Origin of the sequence: Mycobacterium sp. ACS1612 (assembly GCF_001667505.1) — a bacterium.
Lineage (GTDB): Bacteria > Actinomycetota > Actinomycetes > Mycobacteriales > Mycobacteriaceae > Mycobacterium.
On the sequence record NZ_LZHZ01000063.1, the window covers coordinates 1 to 24,719 of the forward strand.

The 24,719-nt window shown below is 66.0% G+C and carries 17 protein-coding genes and 1 pseudogene; 8 read left to right on the forward strand and 10 right to left on the reverse strand.

Translation table 11 applies throughout. The features are described from left to right. Nucleotides 1–741, reverse strand: a 741-nt coding sequence (ttfA, locus tag A5724_RS25345; RefSeq protein ID WP_067808844.1) for a trehalose monomycolate transport factor TtfA, incomplete at its 3' end; no start/stop codon positions are given. Between the two features lie 139 nt (nt 742–880). Beyond that, nucleotides 881–3,427, reverse strand: a complete 2,547-nt coding sequence (gene clpB / locus A5724_RS25350) for an ATP-dependent chaperone ClpB (protein ID WP_067808846.1) — start codon at nt 3,425–3,427, stop codon at nt 881–883. Between the two features lie 410 nt (nt 3,428–3,837). Here clpB and A5724_RS25355 point away from each other — a divergent pair, with 410 nt between their 5' ends. Then, complete coding sequence (locus A5724_RS25355) at nt 3,838–4,500, forward strand: GAP family protein (protein ID WP_067808848.1); 663 nt, start codon at nt 3,838–3,840, stop codon at nt 4,498–4,500. Here A5724_RS25355 and A5724_RS25360 read toward each other — a convergent pair. Then, nucleotides 4,480–5,118 (reverse strand): TetR family transcriptional regulator, encoded by a 639-nt coding sequence (locus tag A5724_RS25360; protein ID WP_197518781.1) that lies wholly within the window; start codon nt 5,116–5,118, stop codon nt 4,480–4,482. The genes A5724_RS25355 and A5724_RS25360 overlap by 21 nt on opposite strands. Before the next feature lie 100 nt (nt 5,119–5,218). On the opposite strand from A5724_RS25360, the gene A5724_RS25365 reads away from it, so the two are divergent. Genes A5724_RS25365 through A5724_RS25375 form a run of 3 tightly spaced genes read left to right on the forward strand, consistent with a single transcriptional unit; the run spans nt 5,219 to nt 8,339 of the window. Further along, nucleotides 5,219–6,238, forward strand: coding sequence for a hypothetical protein (locus A5724_RS25365; protein WP_067808853.1), 1,020 nt, complete (start codon nt 5,219–5,221; stop codon nt 6,236–6,238). Between the two features lie 11 nt (nt 6,239–6,249). After that, nucleotides 6,250–7,416, forward strand: a complete 1,167-nt coding sequence (locus tag A5724_RS25370) for an FAD-binding oxidoreductase (protein WP_067808856.1) — start codon at nt 6,250–6,252, stop codon at nt 7,414–7,416. Nucleotides 7,417–7,436: 20 nt separating this feature from the next. Further along, nucleotides 7,437–8,339 (forward strand): aldose 1-epimerase, encoded by a 903-nt coding sequence (locus tag A5724_RS25375; protein ID WP_067809484.1) that lies wholly within the window; start codon nt 7,437–7,439, stop codon nt 8,337–8,339. Here the strand turns inward: A5724_RS25375 and A5724_RS25380 are convergent. From A5724_RS25380 to dnaK, 4 genes are read right to left on the reverse strand one after another with little or no spacing between them, the layout of a single operon-like run. Beyond that, complete coding sequence (locus A5724_RS25380; RefSeq protein ID WP_067809486.1) at nt 8,336–8,719, reverse strand: heat shock protein transcriptional repressor HspR; 384 nt, start codon at nt 8,717–8,719, stop codon at nt 8,336–8,338. The two genes, A5724_RS25375 and A5724_RS25380, sit on opposite strands and share 4 nt — an antisense overlap. After that, the gene (dnaJ, locus tag A5724_RS25385; RefSeq protein ID WP_067808858.1) at nt 8,719–9,888 is read right to left on the reverse strand and encodes a molecular chaperone DnaJ; all 1,170 of its coding nucleotides are present in this window, start codon (nt 9,886–9,888) and stop codon (nt 8,719–8,721) included. Before dnaJ ends, A5724_RS25380 begins: the two co-directional genes overlap by 1 nt. A 23-nt stretch (nt 9,889–9,911) precedes the next feature. Beyond that, complete coding sequence (gene grpE / locus A5724_RS25390; protein ID WP_067808860.1) at nt 9,912–10,541, reverse strand: nucleotide exchange factor GrpE; 630 nt, start codon at nt 10,539–10,541, stop codon at nt 9,912–9,914. Then, the gene (gene dnaK / locus A5724_RS25395; RefSeq protein WP_067808862.1) at nt 10,538–12,400 is read right to left on the reverse strand and encodes a molecular chaperone DnaK; all 1,863 of its coding nucleotides are present in this window, start codon (nt 12,398–12,400) and stop codon (nt 10,538–10,540) included. The genes grpE and dnaK overlap by 4 nt, the downstream gene beginning before the upstream one ends. A 324-nt stretch (nt 12,401–12,724) precedes the next feature. Between dnaK and A5724_RS25400 the strand changes: the two genes are divergently transcribed. Together A5724_RS25400 and A5724_RS25405 are read left to right on the forward strand one after the other, a co-directional pair. Then, nucleotides 12,725–13,207, forward strand: a complete 483-nt coding sequence (locus A5724_RS25400) for an MPT63 family protein (RefSeq protein ID WP_067808865.1) — start codon at nt 12,725–12,727, stop codon at nt 13,205–13,207. 217 nt (nt 13,208–13,424) lie between these two features. Then, complete coding sequence (locus A5724_RS25405; RefSeq protein WP_067809488.1) at nt 13,425–16,598, forward strand: adenylate/guanylate cyclase domain-containing protein; 3,174 nt, start codon at nt 13,425–13,427, stop codon at nt 16,596–16,598. A 73-nt stretch (nt 16,599–16,671) separates the two neighbouring features. Here A5724_RS25405 and A5724_RS25410 read toward each other — a convergent pair whose 3' ends face one another. Further along, nucleotides 16,672–18,354 (reverse strand): alpha/beta hydrolase fold domain-containing protein, encoded by a 1,683-nt coding sequence (locus tag A5724_RS25410; protein ID WP_197518782.1) that lies wholly within the window; start codon nt 18,352–18,354, stop codon nt 16,672–16,674. 774 nt (nt 18,355–19,128) lie between these two features. Between A5724_RS25410 and A5724_RS25415 the strand changes: the two genes are divergently transcribed. Then, a complete protein-coding gene (locus A5724_RS25415) occupies nt 19,129–19,347 on the forward strand; it encodes a hypothetical protein (protein WP_067808869.1) in 219 nt (72 codons plus the stop codon). Next, a complete protein-coding gene (locus A5724_RS25420; protein ID WP_067808871.1) occupies nt 19,344–22,016 on the forward strand; it encodes an AAA family ATPase in 2,673 nt (890 codons plus the stop codon). Before A5724_RS25415 ends, A5724_RS25420 begins: the two co-directional genes overlap by 4 nt. Before the next feature lie 821 nt (nt 22,017–22,837). Here the strand turns inward: A5724_RS25420 and A5724_RS25430 are convergent. Next, nucleotides 22,838–24,337, reverse strand: coding sequence for an amino acid permease (locus tag A5724_RS25430; RefSeq protein WP_067808875.1), 1,500 nt, complete (start codon nt 24,335–24,337; stop codon nt 22,838–22,840). A 91-nt stretch (nt 24,338–24,428) separates the two neighbouring features. Then, a pseudogene (locus A5724_RS25435) lies at nt 24,429–24,608 on the reverse strand (hypothetical protein); the annotation flags it as partial. Nucleotides 24,609–24,719: the final 111 nt, after the last annotated feature.

Here is a 24,719-nt window from a genome sequence, read left to right on the forward strand (position 1 = left end):
CGGGAGAACATCCGCTCGACCCGGTGGCAGGTCGGTGCGGCCCGGCGGCAGCTCCGAGCGGGCCGGGGCAGGCGTGAGCGGGCGACTGGGTGAGCCGCTACGCCGCGCGACGGGCTGGCCGCCTGCGGTCTGCGGAACGGGTGGCAGCACGCGCAGCAGGTCATTGAATTGCCGGACGGTGCGCAGACCCTCGTCCCACTGGGCGCGGGTGCTGGTCACCGGCATCGACACCAGCGTCCAGTTCTGCTCGTTCCACATGATCTCGGCGCAGTCGGGCGCGGTGTGCGCGAACGTCACCATGCGCCGGTCACAGGCGCGCCTGGCGGCGTCGAGGTTGGTGGAGTACACCATCCGCGGGCCGATCGCGCCGAGCAACCAGATGTCGTTCTCGCGCGGTTCCTTGATGCCTTTGAGCCGCAGATCGACGACGACGTTGGTGCCGACCTTGCGGTGCAGCGCGATGACCGTCGCAACGTCTTCCAGATCGAAGATGAACACGGCCTCGCCGCGGATCTGGCCGAGCACCACGTTCTTGGCGGCGATGTCGCCGACGGTCGACATCACGCCGCGCTTCCAGCGCTTGATGATGTCCGCCGATTCGTGCTCGTAGTCGAAGCCGTGCGACTTCGCCCAGGACTTCCGGCGGCGGCCCAGGCCGCGTCGACGGTCGATGTCGACGTACAGCAGCACCGCCGCACCCACGAAACAGAGCGCGGACAGCGTGAACCAAAGCGGGACCATCGCCGCCTAGCCTACTTGCCGGGGCCGCCTAATCCCGAACTCAACGAGATCACAACCGTGCATCTAGCCGCAAAACGGTATTCCACCACGGAAAGTCCGACGAGTAGACGCGTGCTGGAATACCGTTTCGGCGGGAGGGTCAGCCCAAAACCAGCGACTCGCCGTCCGGGCTGACGTTGACCGGCACGACGTCGCCGTCGTGCACCTCACCTGCCAGCAGCATCTTGGCCAACTGGTCGCCAATGGCTTGCTGGATCAGCCTGCGCAGCGGCCGGGCACCGTACATCGGGTCGAATCCGCGCTGGGCCAGCCACTGCTTGGCGGGCAGCGACACCTCGAGGGTGAGCCTGCGCTGCGCCAACCGCTTCTGCAGCTGGGCCAGCTGGATGTCGACGATGGCGACCAGCTCACCGGGTTCGAGACCGTCGAAGATGATCACGTCGTCGAGTCGGTTGATGAACTCGGGCTTGAATGCCGAGCGCACCGCGGCCATCACCTGCTCCTCCGTCCCGCCCGCGCCCAGGTTGGACGTCAGGATCAGGATGGTGTTGCGGAAGTCGACCGTGCGGCCCTGACCGTCGGTCAACCGACCCTCGTCGAGCACAGCCAGCAGCACGTCGAACACGTCGGGATGGGCCTTTTCGATCTCGTCGAACAGGATCACCGTGTACGGCCGCCGCCGCACCGCCTCGGTCAGCTGCCCGCCCTGGTCGTAGCCGATGTAGCCGGGAGGCGCACCGACCAGACGCGCGACGGAGTGCTTCTCGCCGTACTCGCTCATGTCGATGCGAACCATGGCGCGTTCGTCGTCAAATAGGAACTCCGCCAACGCTTTTGCGAGCTCGGTCTTACCGACACCGGTCGGGCCGAGGAACATGAACGAGCCGGTCGGCCGGTTCGGGTCCGCGACACCGGCACGGGACCGGCGCACCGCGTCGGAGACTGCCCGCACGGCCTTGCTCTGCCCGACGACGCGCTTGCCGAGCTCCTCTTCCATCCGCAGCAGCTTGGCGGTCTCGCCTTCGAGCATGCGGCCAGCCGGGATGCCGGTCCACGCCGACACCACGTCGGCGATGTCGTCGGGCCCGACCTCCTCCTTGAGCATCACGTTCTCGCGAGCCTCGGCCTGCGGAATGGCGGCGTCCAACTTCTTCTCCACCTCGGGGATGCGCCCGTAGCGCAACTCCGAAGCCTTGGCCAGATCACCGTCGCGCTCGGCCCGGTCGGCCTCGCCACGCAGCGTCTCCAACTGCTCTTTCAGCTCGCGGACGACGTCGATAACGTTCTTCTCGTTCTGCCAGCGGGTGGTCAGCTCGGCCAACTTCTCCTTCTGATCGGCCAGTTCGGCGCGCAGCTTCTCCAGCCGTTCCTTGGAGGCCTCGTCTTCTTCTTTGGCCAGCGCCATCTCCTCGATCTCGAGTCGACGCACCAACCGCTCGACCTCGTCGATCTCGACGGGCCGTGAGTCGATCTCCATGCGCAGCCGCGACGCGGCCTCGTCGACCAGGTCGATGGCCTTGTCCGGCAGGAACCGGGCGGTGATGTAACGGTCGGACAGCGTGGCCGCCGCGACCAGTGCCGAGTCGGTGATGCGCACGCCGTGGTGCACCTCGTAGCGGTCCTTGAGGCCACGCAGGATGCCGACGGTGTCCTCCACCGACGGCTCGCCCACGAACACCTGCTGGAAGCGGCGTTCCAGCGCGGCGTCCTTCTCGATGTACTTGCGGTACTCGTCGAGCGTCGTCGCGCCGACCAGGCGCAATTCACCACGAGCCAGCATCGGTTTGATCATGTTGCCCGCGTCCATCGAGCCCTCGCCGGTCGCGCCCGCACCCACGATGGTGTGCAACTCGTCGATGAACGTGATGATCTGACCGGCCGAGTTCTTGATGTCGTCGAGCACGGCCTTGAGTCGTTCCTCGAACTCGCCGCGGTACTTCGACCCCGCGACCATCGAGCCGAGGTCCAAGGAGATGACGGTCTTGTCGCGCAGGCTCTCCGGCACGTCGCCTGCCACGATGCGCTGGGCTAAACCCTCGACGATCGCGGTCTTGCCGACACCGGGCTCACCGATGAGCACCGGGTTGTTCTTGGTGCGACGGCTCAGCACCTGCACGACACGACGAATCTCGTTGTCGCGCCCGATGACCGGGTCCAACTTGCCCTCGCGGGCACGCGCGGTCAGGTCGGTTGAGTACTTCTCCAGCGCCTGATAGCTGCCCTCGGGGTCGGGGCTGGTGACGCGGGCACTGCCGCGCACCTTGACGAACGCCTCGCGCAGCGCCTGCGGTGAGGCGCCGTGGTTGGTGAGCAGCTTGGCGACGTCGGAGTCGCCGGTGGCGAGCCCGACCATCAGGTGCTCGGTCGAGACGTACTCGTCGTCCATCTCGGTGGCGAGGTTCTGCGCGGTCGTGATCGCGGCCAGCGACTGCGGGCTCAGCTGCGGCTGCGATGCGGCGCCGCTGGCGCTGGGCAGCCGGTCGAGGAGCCGTTGCGTCTCGGCGCGGATGGTCGCCGGTTCGACGCCGACGGCCTCCAACAGCGGCGCGGCGATGCCATCGTTCTGGGTGAGCAGCGCCATCAACAGGTGGGCGGGCGTGATCTGCGGATTGCCTGCGGCCGTGGCGGCCTGCAGGGACGCGGTCAACGCAGCCTGGGTCTTGGTCGTCGGATTGAACGAATCCACGACGGTCCTCCGATCGTTCGAAAAGGGCCTGATAAATGCTTGTCCGCTTGTTCAACGTCGTCAAGGTTGAGTCTGTTCCGCTCAAGTCTAGCTTTTTTCCGCTCGGCGGGTCGCGCAGGGGTTCGCAAGGCCCGTCGGCCCCGCTTGACGCATGCGCGCACTGCTCGCCGGCCTGACGATCGTGGCGGTGGTGGGCGTGTCGACCGCAGGTCCGGTCGCGGCGGCCACCGACGAGGCGGACTTCCAAACAGGTTGGTACGCAAGCAGGAAATCCGACGGGCCCTCGCCAACGTCCAATTCCGGGCCGCCAACCAGCCGCACACCAAGACGTTGGACGTCGAGTTCCTCCGCGACGGCTCAGACTGGAAAGCCTGCCGCTACGACGCCGGTCGATCCCTATAGTTCGACGAGTGCTGACCGAACTCATCCCGCTGGCTTTGGTCATCGCGCTGTCGCCGCTGTCCATCATCCCGGCGGTGCTGGTGTTGCACACGTCGCAGCCCCGACCGACCGGCGTGGCGTTTCTGGCCGGTTGGCTGATCGGCCTTACGGCGCTGACGATCGTCTTCCTCGAACTGTCGAACCTCGTCGTCGACCTCAGCAAGCCGCCGACATGGGCATCCTGGGTCCGCATCGTCGTCGGCGCGGCGCTGATCGTGTTCGGCATCTACCGCTGGCTCACCCGCAAGCGGGCAGCGCACACCCCGGCCTGGATGCAGAAGCTGGGCACGCTCTCGCCCGCACGCGCCGGCCTGGCCGCCATGGCACTGGCCGTGGTGAACCCCAAGGTGCTGTTCATGTGTGTCGCAGCGGGTTTGGCGATCGGCACCGGCGGCCTCGGCAGCGCCCACGCGTGGGTCGCCGTAATGTGGTTCGTCGCGGTCGCGGGTTCGACGGTGGCGCTGCCGATCCTCGCCTACGCCGTGTCGGGCGATCGCCTCGACGAACCCCTACAGCGGCTCAAGGACTGGATGGAGCAGCAGCACGCGACGCTGGTCGCCGCGATTCTGGTGGTGGTTGGTGTTCTGGTGCTGTACAAGGGGATTCACGGTTTACAGCTCGGGCAGGCGTAGCTCCGCCGGGTCAGCCGTCAGGTATCTGGTCACGGTCGGCGCGATCAACACAACCACGTCGTCGGCGGGCAACGTCGCCAGCGGCGGCACCTCCATGACATAGCGCAGCAGCGCCGTTCCCACCAGTTGGCTCGCGGCCAGCATCGCCCGCAACCGCGCCTGCTCGCCGCCTCCGAGCACCTCCGAGACCGCTGTCAGCACGTAGTTCTGCATGAAACCGCGGAACGCGTCATGCGCGTCGGTGTTCGACGTGGCCGATTGCAGCATCGCCCGCATGCTGTCGGCGGTCTCGGGCGACTCCCAGATCCGCAGATACGTGCGCACCATCCTGGTGCCGATGTCCAAATCGTCGTCGGGCCCGCCGGTGAGCGCGGCCACCAAGACGTCCGGGTCGATGATCAAACGCAGGGATTGACGGAACAACTCCTCTTTCGACCCGAACAGATAAAGCACCATCGACGGGTCGACATGCGCGTCCTTGGCGATCGCGCGCAGCGTCGTCTTCTCGTATCCCTCCGCCGCGAACCGCTGTTTGGCCGCCGCCAGCACCGCGTCGCGGGACACCGGTTCGCCTTGGCGACGGCCACGACGCTTCGGCGTCTTGGCAGGTGGCGGCACATCTCGACACTAGCATTTCAATGACTGTTGAAATCTGGGTCGCCCGGCGCTACGCTCGCACACAGCAATTAATTCAACAATGGATGAAAAGGACTGAGCGATGACAGAGACTTCGCTGGGCACGCCGGTACGGCACGCCCAACACGCGTCACCCGTCCATGAACCGCCCGCGACGATCCGCGCCACCGGCGTCGTCGTCGTACTCGCCGTCGTGATCGCGATCCTCGCGATCGCGTTCGCGCTGCCTGCTGTGCGGTCCAAGCCGAACCACATCCCTATCGGCGCGGCCGGGCCGACGGCGGCAAGCGGACAGATCGCCGACATGCTCGAGCAGCACACGCCCGGCGCGTTCGCCGTCACCTACTACCCCGGCGAGGACGCGTTGCGCGACGCGATCCGCAACCGAGATATCTACGGCGGCATCGCATTCGGGCCTGATAAGCCGTCCCTGCTGATCGCGACGGGCGGTAGCCCGATGGTCGCGCAGATGCTGACCCAGATCGGCGCAGGTATCGCGCAGCAGTCGGGCATGCCGTTGCACACTGAGGACCTCGCGCCGCCGACCACGTCGGACCCCCGTGGAGCGGGCCTGGCCGCCTCGGCGCTGCCGATCACGTTGGCGGGGCTGCTGCCCGCCATCGCCCTGGTGCTGGTTCTGCGGCGCGAGATCTGGTCCCGCTTCGTCGCCGCGGTCGCGTTCGCCGGCGTTGCAGGCGTCGGCATCGCCGCCCTGCTGCGCTACGTGTTCGGGTCCATCGAGGACAACATGTGGCTGGTGGCGGCCGGGTTGACGCTGGGCCTGCTGGCCGCGGGCCTGGCGATGCTGGGGCTGGGGTCGCTGTTCGGCCGGGTGGGATTGGCGATCGGCGCGCTGCTGGGGATGCTGCTGGGCAATCCGCTGTCAGGGCTGGCCAGCGCGCCCGAGATGCTGCCTGCCGGCTGGGGCGCCCTTGGCCAGTGGCTGCCGCAGGGGGCGACGGCGACGTTGCTGCGGTCGACCGCCTTCTTCGACGGTGCAGGCGCGGCGACCGCGATCGCGGTGTTGACCGGCTGGGCCGTTGCCGGTACCGCGCTGATCGCGCTCGCCGCCGTTCGCCAGCGCAGGGCAGTCCCCGCCTAAACTCGGGCGGCGTGGGACTGGACGACCGCGGTGCACTGCGCACACTGCGCGACGCGGTCGACCCCACGTTGGGGTCCGACGGGCTGATCCGCCGGTTCTACACCCGTTGGTTCGCCATCGACACTTCGGCACGGGATCTGTTCCCGCCGGACATGGCGGCGCAGCGCAACGCATTCGCCCAGGCGGTCACGTGGTTGTTCTCCGAGATGATCGCCCAGCGCGCCGAGGAACCGATCGCGTTCCTCGCGCAGCTGGGCCGCGATCACCGCAAATACGGTGTGCTGCAACGGCATTACGACAGCATGCAGGATGCGCTGCTGACCACGCTGCGCAGTCACCTGATCGAGAGTTGGGACGACCGGCTGGCCGCGGCCACTCATGACGCCGTCGCGTTGATCATCGGGGTGATGCGCGGGGCCGCCGACGCCGAGAAGGGTCCCCCATTCCGCGACGGCACGGTGATCGAGCACCTGCGGCTCACCCGCGACGTCTCGGTGATCCGGTTGCAACTCGATCAGCCGCTGTACTACCACCCGGGCCAGTACGTGACGGTGCAGGTGCCGCAATGGCCGCATCGGTGGCGGTTCCTGAGCCCCGCGATCCCCGCCGACCGCGGCGGGGCCATCGAGTTCCACGTCCGCTCGGTGACCGGCGGCATGGTCAGCCCCGCGATCATCGGCGAGACGAAACCCGGTGACAGGTGGCGGCTGTCGAATCCGCACGGCGGCATGCACGTCGACCGGACCGCAGGCGACGTGCTGATGGTCGCGGGCAGCACGGGTCTCGCGCCGCTGCGCACCCTGATCATGGACCTCACCCGGTACGGCGAAAACCCGCGCGTGCATTTGTTCTTCGGCGCCCGCTACCCCAGTGAGCTCTATGACCTTCGCACGCTGTGGCAGATCGCGTCGACCAACCCGTGGTTGTCGGTGACGCCGGTGTCGGAGTTCAACACCGATCCGCCGTGGGCCGCTGACTACCCCGACGTGCAACCGCCGCGCGGGTTGCATGTCCGGCAGACGGGCCTGCTCCCCGACGTGGTGACGCGCTACGGCGGGTGGGGTGATCGGCAGATCCTGATCTGCGGCGGCCCGCAGATGGTGGAGGCCACCAAGGCAGCGCTGATCGCCAAGGGCGCACCGGCAGAGCGGATCCAACACGATCCGCTTGCCAGCTGAGCGTGGCAGGATCGTTCACCATGGCCGAGTTCGAAAGCGTCGTGCTGAAGGACCCCTCATCGTCGGTGACCGCCACCTTCGTCCCGGTCGCGGGCATGGTGGGCACCTCGCTCGCCGACGGCGGCGACGAGTTCCTCGGTCAGCGCCGCGGGCTCGACGCCTATGTGAACGCGGGCAAGACCATGGGCATCCCGATCCTGTACCCGTGGGCAAACCGGTTGAGCGCCAGCAAGTATGGGATCAACGGCGCCGTTGTCACGCTGACGCCGGGGACCGGCGGGGTACGCACCGACGAACACGGTGTGCCGATCCACGGTGTGCTCGCCGCCTACCCCGGGTGGCTGGTCACCGCGCGCACGGAGAACACGCTGACGGCAGTCCTCGACTTCGGCGGCAAGCCACGGCTGCTGGCGTCGTTCCCCTTCCCCCACCTGCTCACCCAGCACGTGACACTGCAGGATCGCACGCTGGCCATCGAGACGACGGTGATGCCGACGACGTCGGCATCGGTGCCGTTGTGCTTCGGCTATCACCCGTATTTCACGATTCCGGGTGTGCCGCGCGAAGAGTGGCGGCTGACCACGCCGTCGATGCGCCGTCTGCCGGTGGACAACTGGGGCATCCCCACCGGTGAGCACGAGGACTGGAACGGCGCCACCGAGCCGCTGAAGACCGTCACCTACGACGACGGCTTCGACAACGTTCCGGAAGGGGCGGTGTTCGCACTGTCCGGCGGCGACCGCCGCGTCGAGGTCAAGTTCGACAAGGGCTATCCGGCGGCTCAGCTGTTCGCGCCCAAGACCGACGACATCGTCGCGATCGAACCGATGGCGGCGCCAACGGATTCACTGCGCCGCGGCACGTACCGCTATGCGGTGCCCGGTAAGCCGGAAACCGCCCGATTCTCGATCACCGTCACCTAGCGTTTCGCGCGCGGCTGCCACACCACGACCGCTGTGCTCTTGGGTACGACGGCAACCTCGCGGCGTTGGCGAGCGCGCAATTCCTCTAGCTCCTGGGCCATTTCACGGACCCGGGCCTGCAGGGCTTCCACCTGATTGGTCAGCTCGATGATGCGCTTGATCCCTGCCAGGTTGACGCCCTCATCCTGGGACAGCCGCTGCACCTCGCGCAGCAGGTCGACGTCATGCTGCGAGTAGCGGCGGCCGCCCCCCGAGCTGCGCTGCGGGCTGACCAGGCCGAGCCGGTCATACGTGCGCAGTGTCTGCGCATGCATGCCTGCCAGCTCGGCGGCCACTGAAATCAGGAAGGTGCGTGCCTCATCGTTGCGCTTCGCTGACATCACGCACCCGCCCATCCCGCTCGCGGATCGAACCCGCTGGCCCGCTCCGCCTTCGCGTAGGTCTCGAGCGCTTCAGCCGCTTCGCCCTCCAGGTTCGGCGGCACCGCGACTTTGACCGTCACCAGCAGATCGCCGTGACCGCCAGAGCGTTTCGGGACACCGCGGCCGCGCACCCGCAGGATGCGGCCGTCCGATGTGCCCTTGGGCACCCGCACCCCGACCTTGCCTTCCAGGGTGGGTACGGAAAGCGTTGTCCCCAGAGCCAACTCGTGGAACGCGACAGGTACGGTGACGGTGAGGTCGTCGCCGTCACGGCCGAACACCTTGTCGGGCTTGACATGTACGGTCACGTACAGGTCACCTGACGGCGCCCCACGCAGGCCCGCTTCGCCCTGCCCGGCCAGCCGGATCCGCTGGCCGTCCTCGACGCCCGGTGGGATCCGCACGTTGATGGTCCGGGTCCTGGTGGTGACGCCGGTGCCCTTACATTCGTCGCAGGGGTGCTCGATGATCGATCCGCTGCCGCGGCATTCGGTGCAGGGTTCAGAGAACCCGAACGCACCCTGGTTGCGGCTGACCACCCCTGAGCCGTTGCAGTTCGGGCACACCTTCGGGCTGGTACCCGGACGTGCCCCGCTGCCATGGCAATTCGTGCACGGCGCCGGGCTGGTCAGCCGAAGCGGCATCGCCACACCCTTGGTGGCTTCCATGAACGACAGCTCGGTCTCGGTCTCCAGGTCGTTGCCCCGGCGCGGCCTGCTCGGCCGTGGTTGCGCGCCACGGCCGAACAGTCCACCGAACAGATCGCCGATGTTCGCGCCGCCGGTCTGCCCGGCGGCGTCGAACAAGTCGTTCAGGTTGAACTCGACCCCGTCGCCGCCGAACCCGCCGAAGTTGCCGCCTCCACTGAAGCGGCCCCGGCCGAATCCGCCGCCTGCGAACAGCCGTCGGGTTTCGTCGTATTCCTTGCGCTTAGCCGGATCCGACAGCACGCTGTGCGCCTCGGACACCGCCTTGAATCTCTCGGCGGCGCTGGGGTCGGAGTTGGTGTCGGGATGGAGATCGCGGGCCAACTTCCGGTAGGCCCGCTTGATCTCGTCGGCGTTGGCGTCAGAGGAGACGCCGAGCTCCTTGTAGAAGTCCTTCTCGACCCATTCGCGTTGGGCCATGCCGCGTCACCTCCTTACCTGTACTAGTCGTTCTCTGATTGTGGGGTCTCGGCAGCCGGCTCGCCGCCCGTATCGGGCGTGTCCGCTGCCTCTTCGGCCTCCGGCACGGTGTCGACCACGCCGACGAGGGCATGGCGCACCACCTGTTCACCGACCTTGTAGCCGCGTCGCATCACGGTTCCGACGATGGGATGCGTCCCCTCGCCCTCGTGCTGCACGGCTTCGTGCAACGCAGGGTCGAACGGGTCGCCTTCGTCGCCGAAGCCCGTAAGGCCAAGCCCCTCAAGTGCGGTCGCCAGCTTGTCGGCGACCGACTTCAGCGGTCCGGACTCCAGGTCACCGTGGCTGCGGGCGCGGTCGAGGTCGTCGAGCACCGGAAGCAGTTGGGTGACAACGGCGGCCTTGGTCCGCTCGGCAGCCATCTGCTGGTCGCGCAGCGCGCGCTTGCGGTAGTTGTCGTACTCCGCCTTGACACGCTGCAGGGTGGACTTCAGTTCGGTGACTTCCTCGGACGTCGATCCCGTTGATTCGGCTTCCGAAGCCGGCCCACCGGGGGCCGGCCCGGTCGCGGGTTCACGGAGTTCGCCAGTCTCGGGATCGATACGCCGTTTGTCGGTGACAGTCACCGGCTCGTACGAATCGTGTTGGCTCACTTGTTCTCCCGGTCATCGTCGACAACCTCGGCGTCCACGACATCGTCCTGCGACGGTCCGGCCGCGCCTGCGTCGGATCCACCGCCGGCCGCCTGCTCGGCCTGGGTGGCCTCGTAGATGGCCTGACCCAGCGCCTGGCTCTCGACGCCCAGCTTCTCCATCGCGGACTTGATGGCGCCGATGTCGGTGCCTTCCAGAGCCGTCTTCGCTTCTGCGATGGCCGCGTCGACCTTGCTCAAGGTGTCCTCGGGGACCTTGGAACCGCCCTCAGCTTCGCGCTGGTCCTTGACGAACTTCTCCGTCTGGTACACCAGCGATTCGGCCTGGTTGCGGACGTCGGCCTCCTCGCGACGCTTGCGGTCCTCCTCGGCGTGCGCCTCGGCATCCTTGATCATCCGGTCGATCTCCTCCTTGGACAGGCCGGAGCCCTCCTGGATGCGGATCGTGTTCTCCTTGCCGGTGCCCTTGTCCTTGGCGGTGACGTGCACGATGCCGTTGGCGTCGATGTCGAAGGTGACCTCGATCTGCGGCACGCCGCGCGGGGCCGGCGGGATACCGGTCAGCTCGAAGCTGCCGAGCAGCTTGTTGTGCGCCGCGATCTCGCGCTCACCCTGATAGACCTGGATCTGCACAGACGGCTGATTGTCGTCGGCCGTGGTGAAGGTCTCCGATCGCTTGGTCGGGATCGTGGTGTTGCGCTCGATCAGCTTGGTCATCACGCCACCCTTGGTCTCGATGCCCAGGGACAGCGGCGTGACGTCAAGCAGTAGAACGTCTTTCACCTCACCCTTGAGCACGCCAGCCTGCAACGCGGCGCCCACTGCGACAACCTCGTCGGGGTTGACGCCCTTGTTGGGCTCCTTGCCGCCGGTGAGCTCCTTGACCAGGTCGGTCACCGCGGGCATCCGGGTGGAACCGCCGACCAGCACGACGTGGTCGATGTCGGACACCGAGATGCCGGTGTCGGCGATCACCGACTGGAACGGCTTGCGGGTGCGGTCCAGCAGATCCTGTGTGATGCGCTGGAATTCGGCGCGAGTCAGCTGCTCGTCGAGGAACAGCGGGTTCTTGTCCGCATCGACGGTGATGTAGGGCAGGTTGATCGAGGTGCTCTGCGAGCTCGACAGCTCGATCTTGGCCTTCTCCGCGGCCTCACGCAGCCGCTGCATGGCCATCTTGTCCTTGGTCAGGTCGATGCCGCTGGTGCCCTTGAACTTGTCGACGAGCCAGTCGACGATGCGCTGGTCCCAGTCGTCACCACCGAGGTGGTTGTCACCGGAGGTGGCGCGGACCTCGACGACACCCTCGCCGATCTCGAGCAGCGAGACGTCGAACGTGCCGCCACCGAGGTCGAAGACCAGGATGGTCTGTTCCTTCTCGCCCTTGTCGAGCCCGTAGGCCAGCGCGGCCGCGGTCGGCTCGTTGACGATGCGCAGCACGTTGAGTCCGGCGATCTGGCCGGCTTCCTTGGTGGCCTGACGCTGGGCGTCGTTGAAGTAGGCGGGCACCGTGATCACGGCGTCGGTGATGTCCTCACCCAGGTAGCTCTCGGCGTCGCGCTTGAGCTTCATCAAGACGCGCGCGCTGATCTCCTGCGCGGTGTACTTCTTGCCGTCGATCTCGATGGACCAATCGCTGCCCATCTCACGCTTGACCGAACGAATGGTGCGGTCGACGTTGGTCACCGCCTGGTTCTTGGCAGGCTGTCCCACCAGCACCTCGCCGTTGCGCGCGAACGCGACAACCGACGGTGTGGTGCGGGAGCCCTCTGAGTTTGCGATCACCACCGGGTCGCCACCTTCGAGCACGGCGACGACGGAGTTGGTGGTCCCGAGGTCGATTCCGACCGCACGAGCCATGGTTTTGCCTCCTGAATAGTCCTGCTAGTGGTCACGGGTGCGTGGCACCCATTCAGTTTGAGTGCGTGGCACCCATTCAGTTTGAGTGCGTGGCACCCATTCAGTCTGAGTGCACCGCACTCAAGCCTTCACCGGCCGACCCTATCGTGTCAAGCCAGACTTGAGTCTAAGCGACTCAACTGTCGAAGTGGTCAACGGGAGGCCGCCCCGATTTGTTCCCGGGGGGTTTAAGGCGCCCCTCAGCGGACCGCCGAGTTCCGGCCGAGTGGATTAATTGCGACGGCGTCGTCGCTTTATCGGAAAACCGAGAAATGAAGGGGAACAGTGAAAATCACAGCGATCGTAGCGACAGCGGCGGCAACCGTGGCGATGGGAATGGCCGGTGCGGCCACCGCGCCGACCGTGTCGGCGGCTGCCTATCCGATCACCGGCAAGCTGGGCAGTGAGTTGACGATGACCGACACCGTCGGGCAGGTCGAGCTCAGCTGGAAGGTCAGCGACCTCAAACCCAGCTCCGACGTGATGCCGGGCTACCCCGTCGCCGGCAAGCTCTGGGAAGCCACGGCCACCGTTAGGGCCATCCGGGGCAGCGTCACACCCGCCATTTCGCAGTTCAACGCCGTTGCCCCCAACCAGGACGCCTATCGGGTGTTGTGGCAGGTCGCCAGCCCGGTCAACATCAGCGGAGCCACCATCCCCGAGGGCGCCGAAGCGACGGGCAAGATTCATTTCGACGTCACGGGAGCACCTCCCACCACTGTCACGATGAACAACGGCATGGAAGACCTGATGATCTGGGGGCCATAGGTCTGCCAGACCCTGATTGCGACCGGATCCCACCAGTGCGAAGGCTGGTGGGATCTGCTCGTTGAGCTGCCGGATGATGATCGCCACGACAGGTGATCACGGTTCCCAGTCATGACGCAGCTGTCAATATCGTCACATCGCCCAAGTGCGCGCGGGAAAGTCATACGCTTCGCTAATCGTGCAGTCAGCGGGGACCGCGAAAGCGAAGACGGCCGTGATGCCGGCAGGCAACGTTTGCCGGTCGTGCGGAGTCGTGCCGCACGAGGGCGCGCGATTCTGCGAGGCGTGTGGGTCCCCGCTCGCGCCGTCGACCGATGCGGCCGAGTACAAGCAGGTGACGGTGCTGTTCGCCGACGTGGTGCGCTCGATGGACATCGCGGCTGCCCTTGATATCGAGCGGTTGCGCGAGATCATGAGTGAATTGGTGACTCGCAGCGCCGCCGTAGTGCAGCGGTATGGCGGCACTGTCGACAAGTTCACCGGCGACGGGATCATGGCCTTGTTCGGCGCGCCAATAGCGCTGGAGGATCACGCCGCGCGAGCGTGTCTCGCGGCCTTGGAAGTCCAGCACGAAGCCGCTCGCCTGGCCACCGACGTCGAGCGCCGCGACGGCATGACATTACGGGTGCGGGTCGGGTTGAATTCCGGTCGGGTCATCGCAGGTGAGATCGGTTCGGGCGCACTGGGTTACACCGCGGTCGGTGAGCAAGTCGGGCTGGCACAACGGATGGAATCAGTCGCAGCGCCTGGTGGCGTGATGCTCAGCGAGTCCACTTTTCGGCTGGTTGAACATGTCGCTGTCGTGGCTGAACCGGAACTGGTGCGTATCAAAGGTGCTGACGCGCCCGTCCCCGCGCATCGGCTGGTGGCGATCGGCCACCGGGACGGCCTGCTCGGGCGCGCCGAGGCCGGCCTGGTGGGTCGACGCTCGGAGATGGCAACCATCGATGCCCTCGTCGACGGCGCGATTGATGGCCACGGTGCTGTCGTGAATGTGGTGGGACCGCCGGGCATTGGTAAGAGCCGTATCGCGAGGGAGGCTGCGGCGCTGGCCGCCGCTCGCGGGGTCGAAGTGGTGTGGACCTTCTGCGAGTCCCACGCTCGTGACGTCTCGTTCCACGCGGTGAGGCGACTCCTGCGCGCACACACCGGTGTTGCTGACCTCGACCACGAAGCCGCCCGCTCCCGGGTCCGCGCACAAGTCCCCGACGCCGATCCGGAGGATCTGCTGCTGCTGGATGACTTGCTCGGGATCGCTGACCCCGAGGTGCCGCTGCCGCAGATCGACCGGGATGCCCGGCGGCGCCGATTGACCGCGCTGCTCAACACCGCGACACTCGCGCGCACCGAACCACGGCTTTACATCATCGAGGATGCGCACTGGATTGACGCGGTCAGCGAGTCGATGCTGGGTGATTTCCTCACCGTTATCCCGCAAACCAAACTCATGGTGCTGATCACCTCCCGCTCCGAATACCAGGGAACCCTGACCACCAGGGCGCACGATCCACACACGATAATGCTTGCACCGTTGGATGATTCGGAGACCACAGCGCTTCTGAATGACTTACTCGGTTCGGATCCCTCGGTCGGTGGGCTGGTGGCGAGGATCAGCGATAGGGCCGCGGGGAATCCGTTCTTCGCCGAGGAGATGGTGCGCGAGTTGGTTCAGCGCGGGGTGCTGGCAGGCGGGCACGGTGAGTATGTTTGCCGCGCGGATGTCGCCGATTTGAGCGTGCCGCCCACTGTTCAGGCGGCCATCGAGGCACGCATCGACCGGCTGACCACCGCAGCCAAGCGAACTGTGAACGCAGCGTCGGTGATCGGAGCCCGCTTCGATACGGGGCTGCTTGCGGCGCTGGGCATCGATGCGGTGTTCGACGAGCTGCTCCGCGCGGAGCTGATCGATCAGGTTCGGTTCACCCCGAGCCCCGAGTACGCCTTCCGCCACCCGCTCATCCGGGCGGTGGCCTACGAATCGCAGCTGAAATCCGATCGCGCCCAATGGCACCGGCGCCTGGCCACCGCGATTCAGGTGCGTGCCCCGGGCTCGGTGGACCATAACGCGACGCTGATCGCCGAACACCTCGAAGCGGCGGGCGAGCTGCGCACCGCGTATGAGTGGCATATGCGCGCCGGCGCGTGGTTGATCGACCGCGATTTCGCGGCTGCGCGGGTCAGTTGGGAGCGGGGCCGCCGCATCGCCGACTCACTGCCTCCCGATGACTCCGACCAGCTGTCGATGCGTATTGCCCCCCGCTCAATGCTGTGTGCCACCGGCGGATTGACCCGCGCAGTCCAAGAGAGCCAGCGCCGCTTCGCGGAGCTGCGAGAGCTATGCAACGCGGCAGGGGACAAGCTCTCATTGGCGATCGGAATGACCGGGCCGGAAGCCGAGCTCCTCTACGCGGGGTGTTCGCGTGAGGGTTCGCGGCTGGCATCTGAACAGATGGCGCTGCTCGAGTCAATCGGTGACCCCGCCCCGACGGTGGGATTGTCGTTCGGACCGTTCTGCGTGTGGTTCGACGCCGGTCAATTCGGCGAGATCTCACGGTGGTCACAGACCGTGATCGACCTGGCGGCGGGCGATCCCGTCATGGGCGCCGGGTTCGGGGTGGGATCACCGTTGGCGGTCGCGTTGGTCTATCGCGGCGTGGCTCGGTGGTGGTTCGGGTATTCGGGTTGGCGACAGGACCTGGATGACGCCGTCGCGATGGCCCGACGCAGCACCCAGGCAACCTTCGCCGGTGTCGTCACCTGGGCCTACGCCGACGCGATTCACTATGGGGTGCTTCGGGCCGATGACTCCGCAGTGCGCGCGAGCGAGGAGGCGGTGCAGGCCGCCGAGGAATCCGGCAACGATGTCTCACTGAGCTTGGCTTACTACGCACTGGGTGTCACACTGCTGAGCCGGGACGCCACGGCCGACCGTGTCCGCGGACTGGCGGTTATGGCGCGGGCCCGCGACACGTTTCTGCGCATACATGGCCTCTTCTTTCTCCCGATTCTCGATTTGTTTATTGCCCGGGAGCGGGCCAGGCGCGGCGATACCGATGCCGCCATACCGGTGATGCGCAAAGCCGTCGACGACCTGCACGGAAAAGGACGGCTCGGGTACGGGGCTTGGGGCGCCGGCGTTCTTGTGGAGACGCTGTTGGAGCGGTGCACTGAGGAGGACTTGGCCGAAGCCGAAGACGCGATCGACCGGTTGGCCAACCTGTGGTCCGATGATTCGGCGGTTCGTGAGATCACGCTGTTACGGCTGCGCACGCTGCTAGCTGGGGCCCGCGGTGACGGCGTTGCCTACCGGGATTTGCTGAATCGCTACGGAGCGATGGCGGAATCGCTTGACTACGAAGGCCACATCGCAATGGCCCAGGCTATGAAGTGAGGAATCTACGCTTCGGCGGTTGGCTTTTGAAAACTGGCCAAGCGGCACGGGTTCAGATCTCCGTGCGAACCACTCACGCAGCTATGCCTAGCTGCTGATAGATGTCCGGGAGAACGGCAATCGTCTCGGGCAAAATCACGTTGACCGCCCAGATGTGTAGTTCACCGTTGCGCAGGATGAAGGTGAAGTTTGCACCCGGCGTCGCCAAGGCAATGTCTTGGAGGACAAGGCCATCAGGCGCAAGGACTTCCCGGCTACCGAAGTAGAGTGCGGTCGGAGGAAGCCCAGCCAATGACCCGAAAAGGGGACTGACCAGCGGATCGGTGAGATCGAGGTCCCCGGCCCAAAGTTGCGCGTTCGCGCGCACATTCGAGAAGAAGAGACCGGAAAACACTGGGTCGTCGACAAACTGAATCGCCGGGTTATTGAATGTGAGATCGAGCGCCGGTGATATCAACACCATGTGCGACGGCACTGAGTCACCGCGACGCACCAACTCCTGCACCGCGGCAAGCCCTATGGTGCCGCCGAGAGAGTCGCCGTACACACTGACGTTCTCGGCCCCGCGTTGATCTATCTGCGACGAGATCAGGTCCGCCATGGCAGGCACCACCGTGGCGGCGGTGCCGCCCTGTGGCACCACGGGGTAGATCGGCACGATCACAGTGGCGCCGGTGTTGCGCGCCATGGCCGCGTAGTTGAACCAATGAAAGACCGTCGGCGGCCAAACGAACGCGCTCCCGGGAATGGCCACGACAACCTTTTCCGACGTTGACCAGGGCGACTGCAACGTCCACACCGGTATGCCGTCGAACTCGCTACGCTGCACGTTCAGCCCCAGCGTGGTAAACCACAGCGGCCTGTCACTCGATAACAGATGTCCTAATGGGGTCGTGAGATCCACACCCAAGAAATCCCCGACCGCACCCACGGCCCGATAAAACGCGGTGAAGACCTGAGACACAAATGATGGTTCACCGGTGAATGTGGCAGGCGCTGCGGTGGCGTTGAGGTGCGTGAATAAGGTCAGGTCCGACACGCCCGCAAGTGGGGCAGTTTTGTCAACGATTGCCGGATTTGCCGACTGGTCATCGAGCGCCGTGGTGCCGGTGACGAGCCCATTGGTGATTTGACCGGCCAGCGGGTTGACGGTCGGCGATTCGCTGGAGACGGTGCCCTCGAACTCGCGGCGCACAAACGCGAGCAGTGTCAACATCATTGGCGGCTCGACGGGCACGACGGGAGCGCCGGCGGCGATCGGGTTCAAGACCGCGTTGACCAAACTCGCCACCGTGCTCGAGGCAACACCGGCCGGCCGCACAGCCGCGGTCGGCATGGCAGCCACCGCGCTGTGTTCGGCATCCGTCCAGGATTGTGCTGCGGCGTATGTGCTTAGCGCCCCGTGCGCTTCTGAAACCGGCTTGGCGCTGAGCTGCGAGCCGGTGCGACTGGCGACCTTCGTGGCGTCAATCTTGCTGGGGCGTACCGCCTGTGGGGCGAACGCCGCCATCGGGGCCGCCGGGCGGATGTCAAGCCCGGATGCCTTGTCCGACATGGCCGACCAAAAGTGGGGCTGCCGTGAGGTGACATCTGTCCCGCCGGCTTTCGTGCTGTTGACAGGTTGGTTCACGGCGGGTCCGTCGGCCGTGGACGTATCGAGTGCGGCAGGGGTGCTTGCCGTCGGTGTGGCCGCCTCGGAAGAAGAGGGCGATTCGCGGTTGTCGGATCTCGCGGTTTCGGCATGCTCGGATGCCACCTTCACACCTGGGACGGCCGAACGCGTCGCACCGCGAGACGACGATGTTGACGCCGCTGGGCTGATTGCGTTTCCTGCAGGCGCCTCGGTCGATCCCGACGCCATCGACGGCGCGGAAGCCGACGGGCCCGACACCGCCTTGGTCCCTGCGGTCGCGGCGCCGCGCGACGTCGAGCCGGAGTCCTCCGACGAACTCGAAGACAATGACGAACGGGATGAAGAACTCGCGCCGGAATCCGTCGGTTTGGCCAACGCCACTGCGGGAGTGCTGACGACCGCGACCCCTATTCCCAGCGCAACCGCCAAACCACCGACGCGACCGATGTGCTTTGCGGTACCCATCGTCGTTGCTCCACCTATGTCTGGCGGAACGATGGTCACCCGTCGGACGTCGTGTGTTCCGCGAGGAAGATCTTGCTCGCGCGCGGTGCGACGGAGCTCAGTAGTGCACCACTGCAGCTCCCGCCGATCTCCGTGCTGGATTACTGAGTCCCCGGTCTGGGTCTTCTGTAGTGCCACATGCCCTGCGGCACGGTCTAGCGTCCCCTGCGGAGCAGACGATCAGCAGCGCCCGACCCGTCACTCAAACGTGGGTGCCCTCAGCCGCATCGATGGCCCGAATACCAGCTGCCCTGAACTGCTAATGCTGCAATGGCATAGAACGCGGCAACCACAACGTCTCGGAAAAGACCACTTACGAGAGTCTCAAGACTTCGTCTCGGAGATGGCAGCGATATGACGGACATCACCGACCAGCGGTGAAACGATACTGTCGTGGGCGGCACGGGGGACGGTAGCGGGGCCGACAGCGACATGGTGGAAGCCGACGACGCCATCGAGCGGTTAGCCGCCTCGCCCGCCGACGAGCGCTTGACGCTGCTCGACATCTGGGTGTTGCGTGGGCGCGCACTGCTGGCGAGGGCACGTGGTGACGAGGCCGGTTATCTCGACTATCACGATCGCTACTGCGCCATGGCCGAGGCGATGCCATGACGGCGGCTGCTCCCTCGGGGGTTGTGACGTTTCTGTTCACCGATATTGAGGGTTCGACCCGTCGGTGGGAAGCGGACGCGGATGCGATGCGGGCGGCCCTTATCGCGCATGACGAGGTGCTGCGCAGCGCGATTGAGGCACACGAAGGCTTCTTGTTCAGCCACACCGGCGACGGTGTGGCTGCCGCGTTCGCCTCACCGAGATCTGCTGTCGAAGCAGCCATCGCTGCCCAGCGGGCACTGGAGTTGCCGGTGCGGATGGGGTTGGCGACCGGCGAGGCAGAGCTGCGCGGCGGGGACTACTTCGGCACGGTGCTCAACCGGGCGGCGCGGGTGATGGCCGCTGGGCACGGCGGTCAGATTCTCGTGGCTGACTCGACGGCGGGTCTGCTCGGCGGCGTGGATCTCGTGGACCTCGGGCCACGGCGCCTGCGCGATGTATCGGTCCCGATCACGGTGTTTCAGCTGCAAGCACCCGGTTTGCCTACCGACTTTCCGCCGTTGCGCGGAGTCGATTCGAATCCGGGAAACTTGCGGCCGCAGACTACGAGCTTCATCGGGCGTGAGTCGGAGGTCGCCGAGCTGCAAGCGGCGGTGAAGGCTCATCGGTTGGTGACGTTGACCGGGGTGGGTGGGGTTGGTAAGACCCGCCTGGCTTTGGAGGTCGCGGCGCGGCTTGTCGATGAATTCCCCGATGGTGGTTGGTTTTTGGAATTGGCGGCGGTGACCGATCCGGCGGCAGTACCCGACGCGGTGGCGGCGGTGCTGGGCATTACTCAACAACCGGGCAAGAGCGTAAGTGAGTCGGTGGCCGCCGCGCTGGAGGGCAGGGTCCGGCTGTTGGTGTTCGACAACTGCGAGCATGTTCTCGACGCCGCCGCCGAGCTGATCGAGGCCATCCTGGCACACTCGGCGACGGTGACGGTTTTGGCCACCAGCCGCGAAGGACTAAGTGTCGCCGACGAGCAACTGTGGCCGGTGCCCTCGCTGGATGTCGAGGCAGGCGTCGACTCGGCAGCGGTGAATCTGTTCGCCGAACGGGCCGGGAGTGTTGTGCCGCGCTTCTCGATGAGCCAGCCCGACGAGGCGGAAGCGGTGATCGAGATCTGCCGCCGCCTCGACGGGATCCCATTAGCCATCGAGTTGGCGGCCTCGCGGATGGCGTCGATGACCGCCAGCGAGGTGCGTGATCGTCTGGATCAGCGGTTGCGGCTGCTGGTCGGCTCCCGGCGCGGCCTGGCACGCCACCAAACACTGCGCCACGCAGTGGCGTGGTCCTACCACCTTCTCGACGACGCGGAAAAGGCGCTGCTGGAGCGGTGTTCGGTGTTCGCCGGGGGATTCGACCTGCACAGCGCCTGCGCCCTAGCGCGGTTCCCAGACGCCCCAGACGACTTCGCCACCCTGGATCTGCTCGATGCGCTGGTGCGAAAGTCGCTGCTGGTCGCGGACACATCTTCGCGGCGGACCCGGTTTGGGATGCTGGAGACGATCCGCCAGTTCGCCGAGGAACAACTCGTCGCCCGCGGCGAAGCATCCGAGATTCGGGCCGCGCACTCCAGGTACTTCGCCGGTCGCGAAGCCGACGTCCTGGCCCTGTGGGACAGCCCCCGCCAGCGGGAGGCCTATGACTGGTTCACCGTCGAGCTGCCCAATCTGCGCGCGGCGTTTCGGTGGGCTGCCGACCATGGAGATCTAGATGTGGCCGTCGCCATCGCCACCTGTGCGGGGTGGCTAGGCGTCGGGGTCCAAACCTATGAGCCGATAGCTTGGGCTGAAGAGCTGATCGGGCCCGCACGCGCGGTCGACCACCCGCGGCTGGCGTTCCTGTACGCGATTGCGTCGCTGTGCTACGCGACCGGACGGATCGAGGCGGCTGTCGGCTATTGCGACGCCGGTCAGATCGTTGTCAGCAGGAGCCGCGAGGCGCTGCCGCACGGCATCGAAAGCTGGCTTGGAGTTGCATACCTAGTCATCGGGCAGCCCGAGCGGTTGGCCGAGTGGTGCCGCGCCCAGCTCGCACGCCGCCGCGACACCCCCGTCCTCATCCGGTCATGGATGATTGCCGCTCTTTCATTGGCCGGTTGCGGTGGGGAGGCGATGGATTCCGCGGATGGCCTCATCGAGGCTGCGGAGGCAACAGGCAACCCGTCCTTGCTCTCGTTCGCGCTCGTTGCCTACGGTGCAGCCTTCCGTGACGCTGATCCCGTCGCGGCGCTTAACGCCCACCGTCGGGGTCTGGCGATCGCTCAAGACTGCGGCAACCGCGCCGACGCCTCAATCCTGGCGGCCGCTGTGTCCCGCCTCGAGGCCGAATACGGCGACACACTGTCCGCGCTCGATCACCTCACTCTGGCGATCCGCAACTACCACAACGCGGGCGACGCCACCGTGATCCGCGGCCCGCTGGCCGTCCTCGCCGTTCTTTTGGACCGGCTCGGACGCTACGAACCGGCGGCCACCGTCGCCGGGTTCGCGCTCAGTCCACTCACCGCGGCGACGGTCCCCGAGATCACCACCGCCAGCGCCCACCTGCGCGATGTTCTGGGCGACCAGACCTACGAATCGCTCGCCCGCACGGGTGAGACGATGACCACCGCCGTCATGGTTACGTACGCCTACGACCAAATCGACCAGGCGCAAACAGAACTGAAGGCTGTCTCGAAATAGACCACATTCGAGACAACTCGCCCGTAGGTAGCTCGGCCGAGTTTTCTCCACATTCCAAAAGTCGGTCTCGGACCAGACTCGGCGTCGGCGTCCGCACGCAGAATCAGACGCTCGCAATTGGCACTCGTCTGCAACGAACAATCTGACAGCGTAATGAGAATCACCGACCGACACGTTATTGAGAACGCCAGCGTCGCAGCGATCATCTCTCGATCGCGACCGTGCTCCATCCCCGTTCGAGGGTCACATCGACGGCGTCCACGTGGCGTACACCCAGTGATTGGGGTACCGCACCGCGGGCATCCCAACGGTTTCAACGGCGGACTGTTCATCGGCAACGGCGGTGACGGCGGGACCTTCGGCGGCGCAGGCGGTGTGGGCGGAGAAGGCGGCGACGCAGTCACCTACGGCGCCACCGCGACCGCGGGTGCGCCGGCAACGGCGGCGGCAGCGTCAACAAGGACGGGGGCGAGGGCGGCTACGCCTACACGGGTTCGATTGTCACCACCGACCTCACCAGTCTGAAGAGCGTCCAGGTGGGCTCCGCCATCGGTGGGGCAGGCGGCCACGGCGGCGTCGCGGGACCGACATTTCCGAGCGACAGCACCGGCGACGGTCGCGACGGCGGCGACGGCCGTGATGCGCAGGTACACAACACTTCTGACTTCCCGAGCACGGTCACCGGTAGCGCCAAGGACGGCAGCCGCGGTAAGGGCGGTTTCCAGGGCGCAAACGGCACCGGCGGCACCGGTGGCACCGCGAGCGGCGGCGTCTCCAACACCCCGGCAGCGACGGCGCCGACGGCTAGGTGGCCGCCGGAATCATTTGTCCTTATCGTCCTTGTCGGGCGGCAGCGGGCGGTTCGCGACGACCGGGAACTGCCCGGTGAACCCTTCGCGTTCCCGCGCGATCTCCAACACCCGGCCGCGGACCATGAACCAACCGGCGATGAGCGCCGGAATGATGATCACCAGTGTGGCGACGGTCCACGTGCCGATCGGCGGGTCGAGAGCCATCAGCACGACGACGCCGAACAGGAACGCCAACGTGAGATAGCCGGTATACGGCGAGCCCCACAACCGGAACGACGGTCGCTCCAGAATGCCGCGTTTCGACCAACGGAAGAGCTGAATCTGGCAGATCACGATGGTGGCCCACGACGCGATGATGCCCAGCGCGGCGATGTTCAGCACGATCTCGAACGCCTCACCGGGCACGAGAAGGTTGAGGATGACGCCGAACAGCCCGACGACTGCTGTCAGGAAGATGCCGCCGTACGGCACGCCGCGGCTGGACATCCGCGCGGTGAACTTCGGTGCGCTGCCGTTCATCGCCATCGAGCGCAGGATCCGGCCGGTCGAATACAGCCCGGCGTTGAGGCTGGAGAACGCTGCCGTCAGCACCACCACGTTCATCACCGTGCCAGCGCCATCCACTCCGATCTTGGAGAAGAACGTAACGAACGGGCTCTCGTCGGCCTTGTACGTGGTGTACGGAAGAAGCAGCGCCAGCAGGAACAGCGAGCCGACGTAGAACACCGCGATGCGCGCGATCACCGAGTTGATCGCCCGCGGCATGATCTTGTGCGGATGAGCCGTCTCACCGGCCGCGGTTCCGACGAGTTCGACTGCGGCGTAGGCGAACACAACGCCGGACATGACGATCACCAGCGGGAACAGGCCGGTCGGGAACAGTCCGCCGTTGTCGGCGATCACACTGAAACCGGTTGCCTGTCCCTGAATGTGATAGCGACCCGCAAGGAAGATCGTGCCGGCAACCAGGAATGTCAGCAGCGCAAGGACTTTGATGGCCGCCGCCCAGAACTCGAGCTCGCCGAACAGCGTCACCGAGATCAGGTTCAGGCTCACCACGGCCGCCAACGCGATCAGCGCGATCAGCCACTGCGGCACAGCTTCCATCGCCTTCCAGTAGTGCACATAGGTGGCGATGGCCGTCGAGTCCACGATGGAGGTGAACGCCCAGTTCAACCAGTACATCCAGCCTGCGACGAAAGCTGCCTTCTCGCCGAGGAATTCGCGCGCATACGAGACGAAGGATCCCGACGACGGTCGGTGCAGCACGAGTTCACCGAGAGCGCGCAGGATCAGGAACACGAAGACGCCACAGAACGCATAGCTCAGGAACAAACCGGGCCCCGCGTTGTGCAGGCGTCCGCCCGCGCCGAGGAACAGCCCGGTCCCGATGGCGCCGCCGATTGCGATCATCTGGAGCTGCCGGGGTTTGAGTCCCTTGTGGTAGCCCTGGTCCTCCGCCGTCAGCGCGGAGTTGTCGTACACCGACTGCTTGGGTGCGGTGGTCATCAGATCCCTTTCGCTCTCGTCAGTTACCGCGCGATGCGGGATCGATGGGATGTCCCCGGGCGTCCCACTGTTCCGGCGGCCCCGGCGTATCGCTGACGTCGCGGAAGGTCATCACGAAGCCGCACACGGCGACGACGGCCGCGATCGCGTAGCCGATGATCGAGTACCAACCGGCGTGCAGATAGGCAGTGACCGCGACGATGAACATCGCGAGGAACACCAGGGACATCCCGATCAATGGAATCTTTGCAAACAAATCAATGCGTGCCATGAGACCCACCTCGATAGACCGAATGACGGTCATCACAGTGAACACCTTCTCGGGCTTCTGCGCTTGCCGAATGGAAACTCCGTGTCGCGCGAGCATCTGCTCATCGGCCAT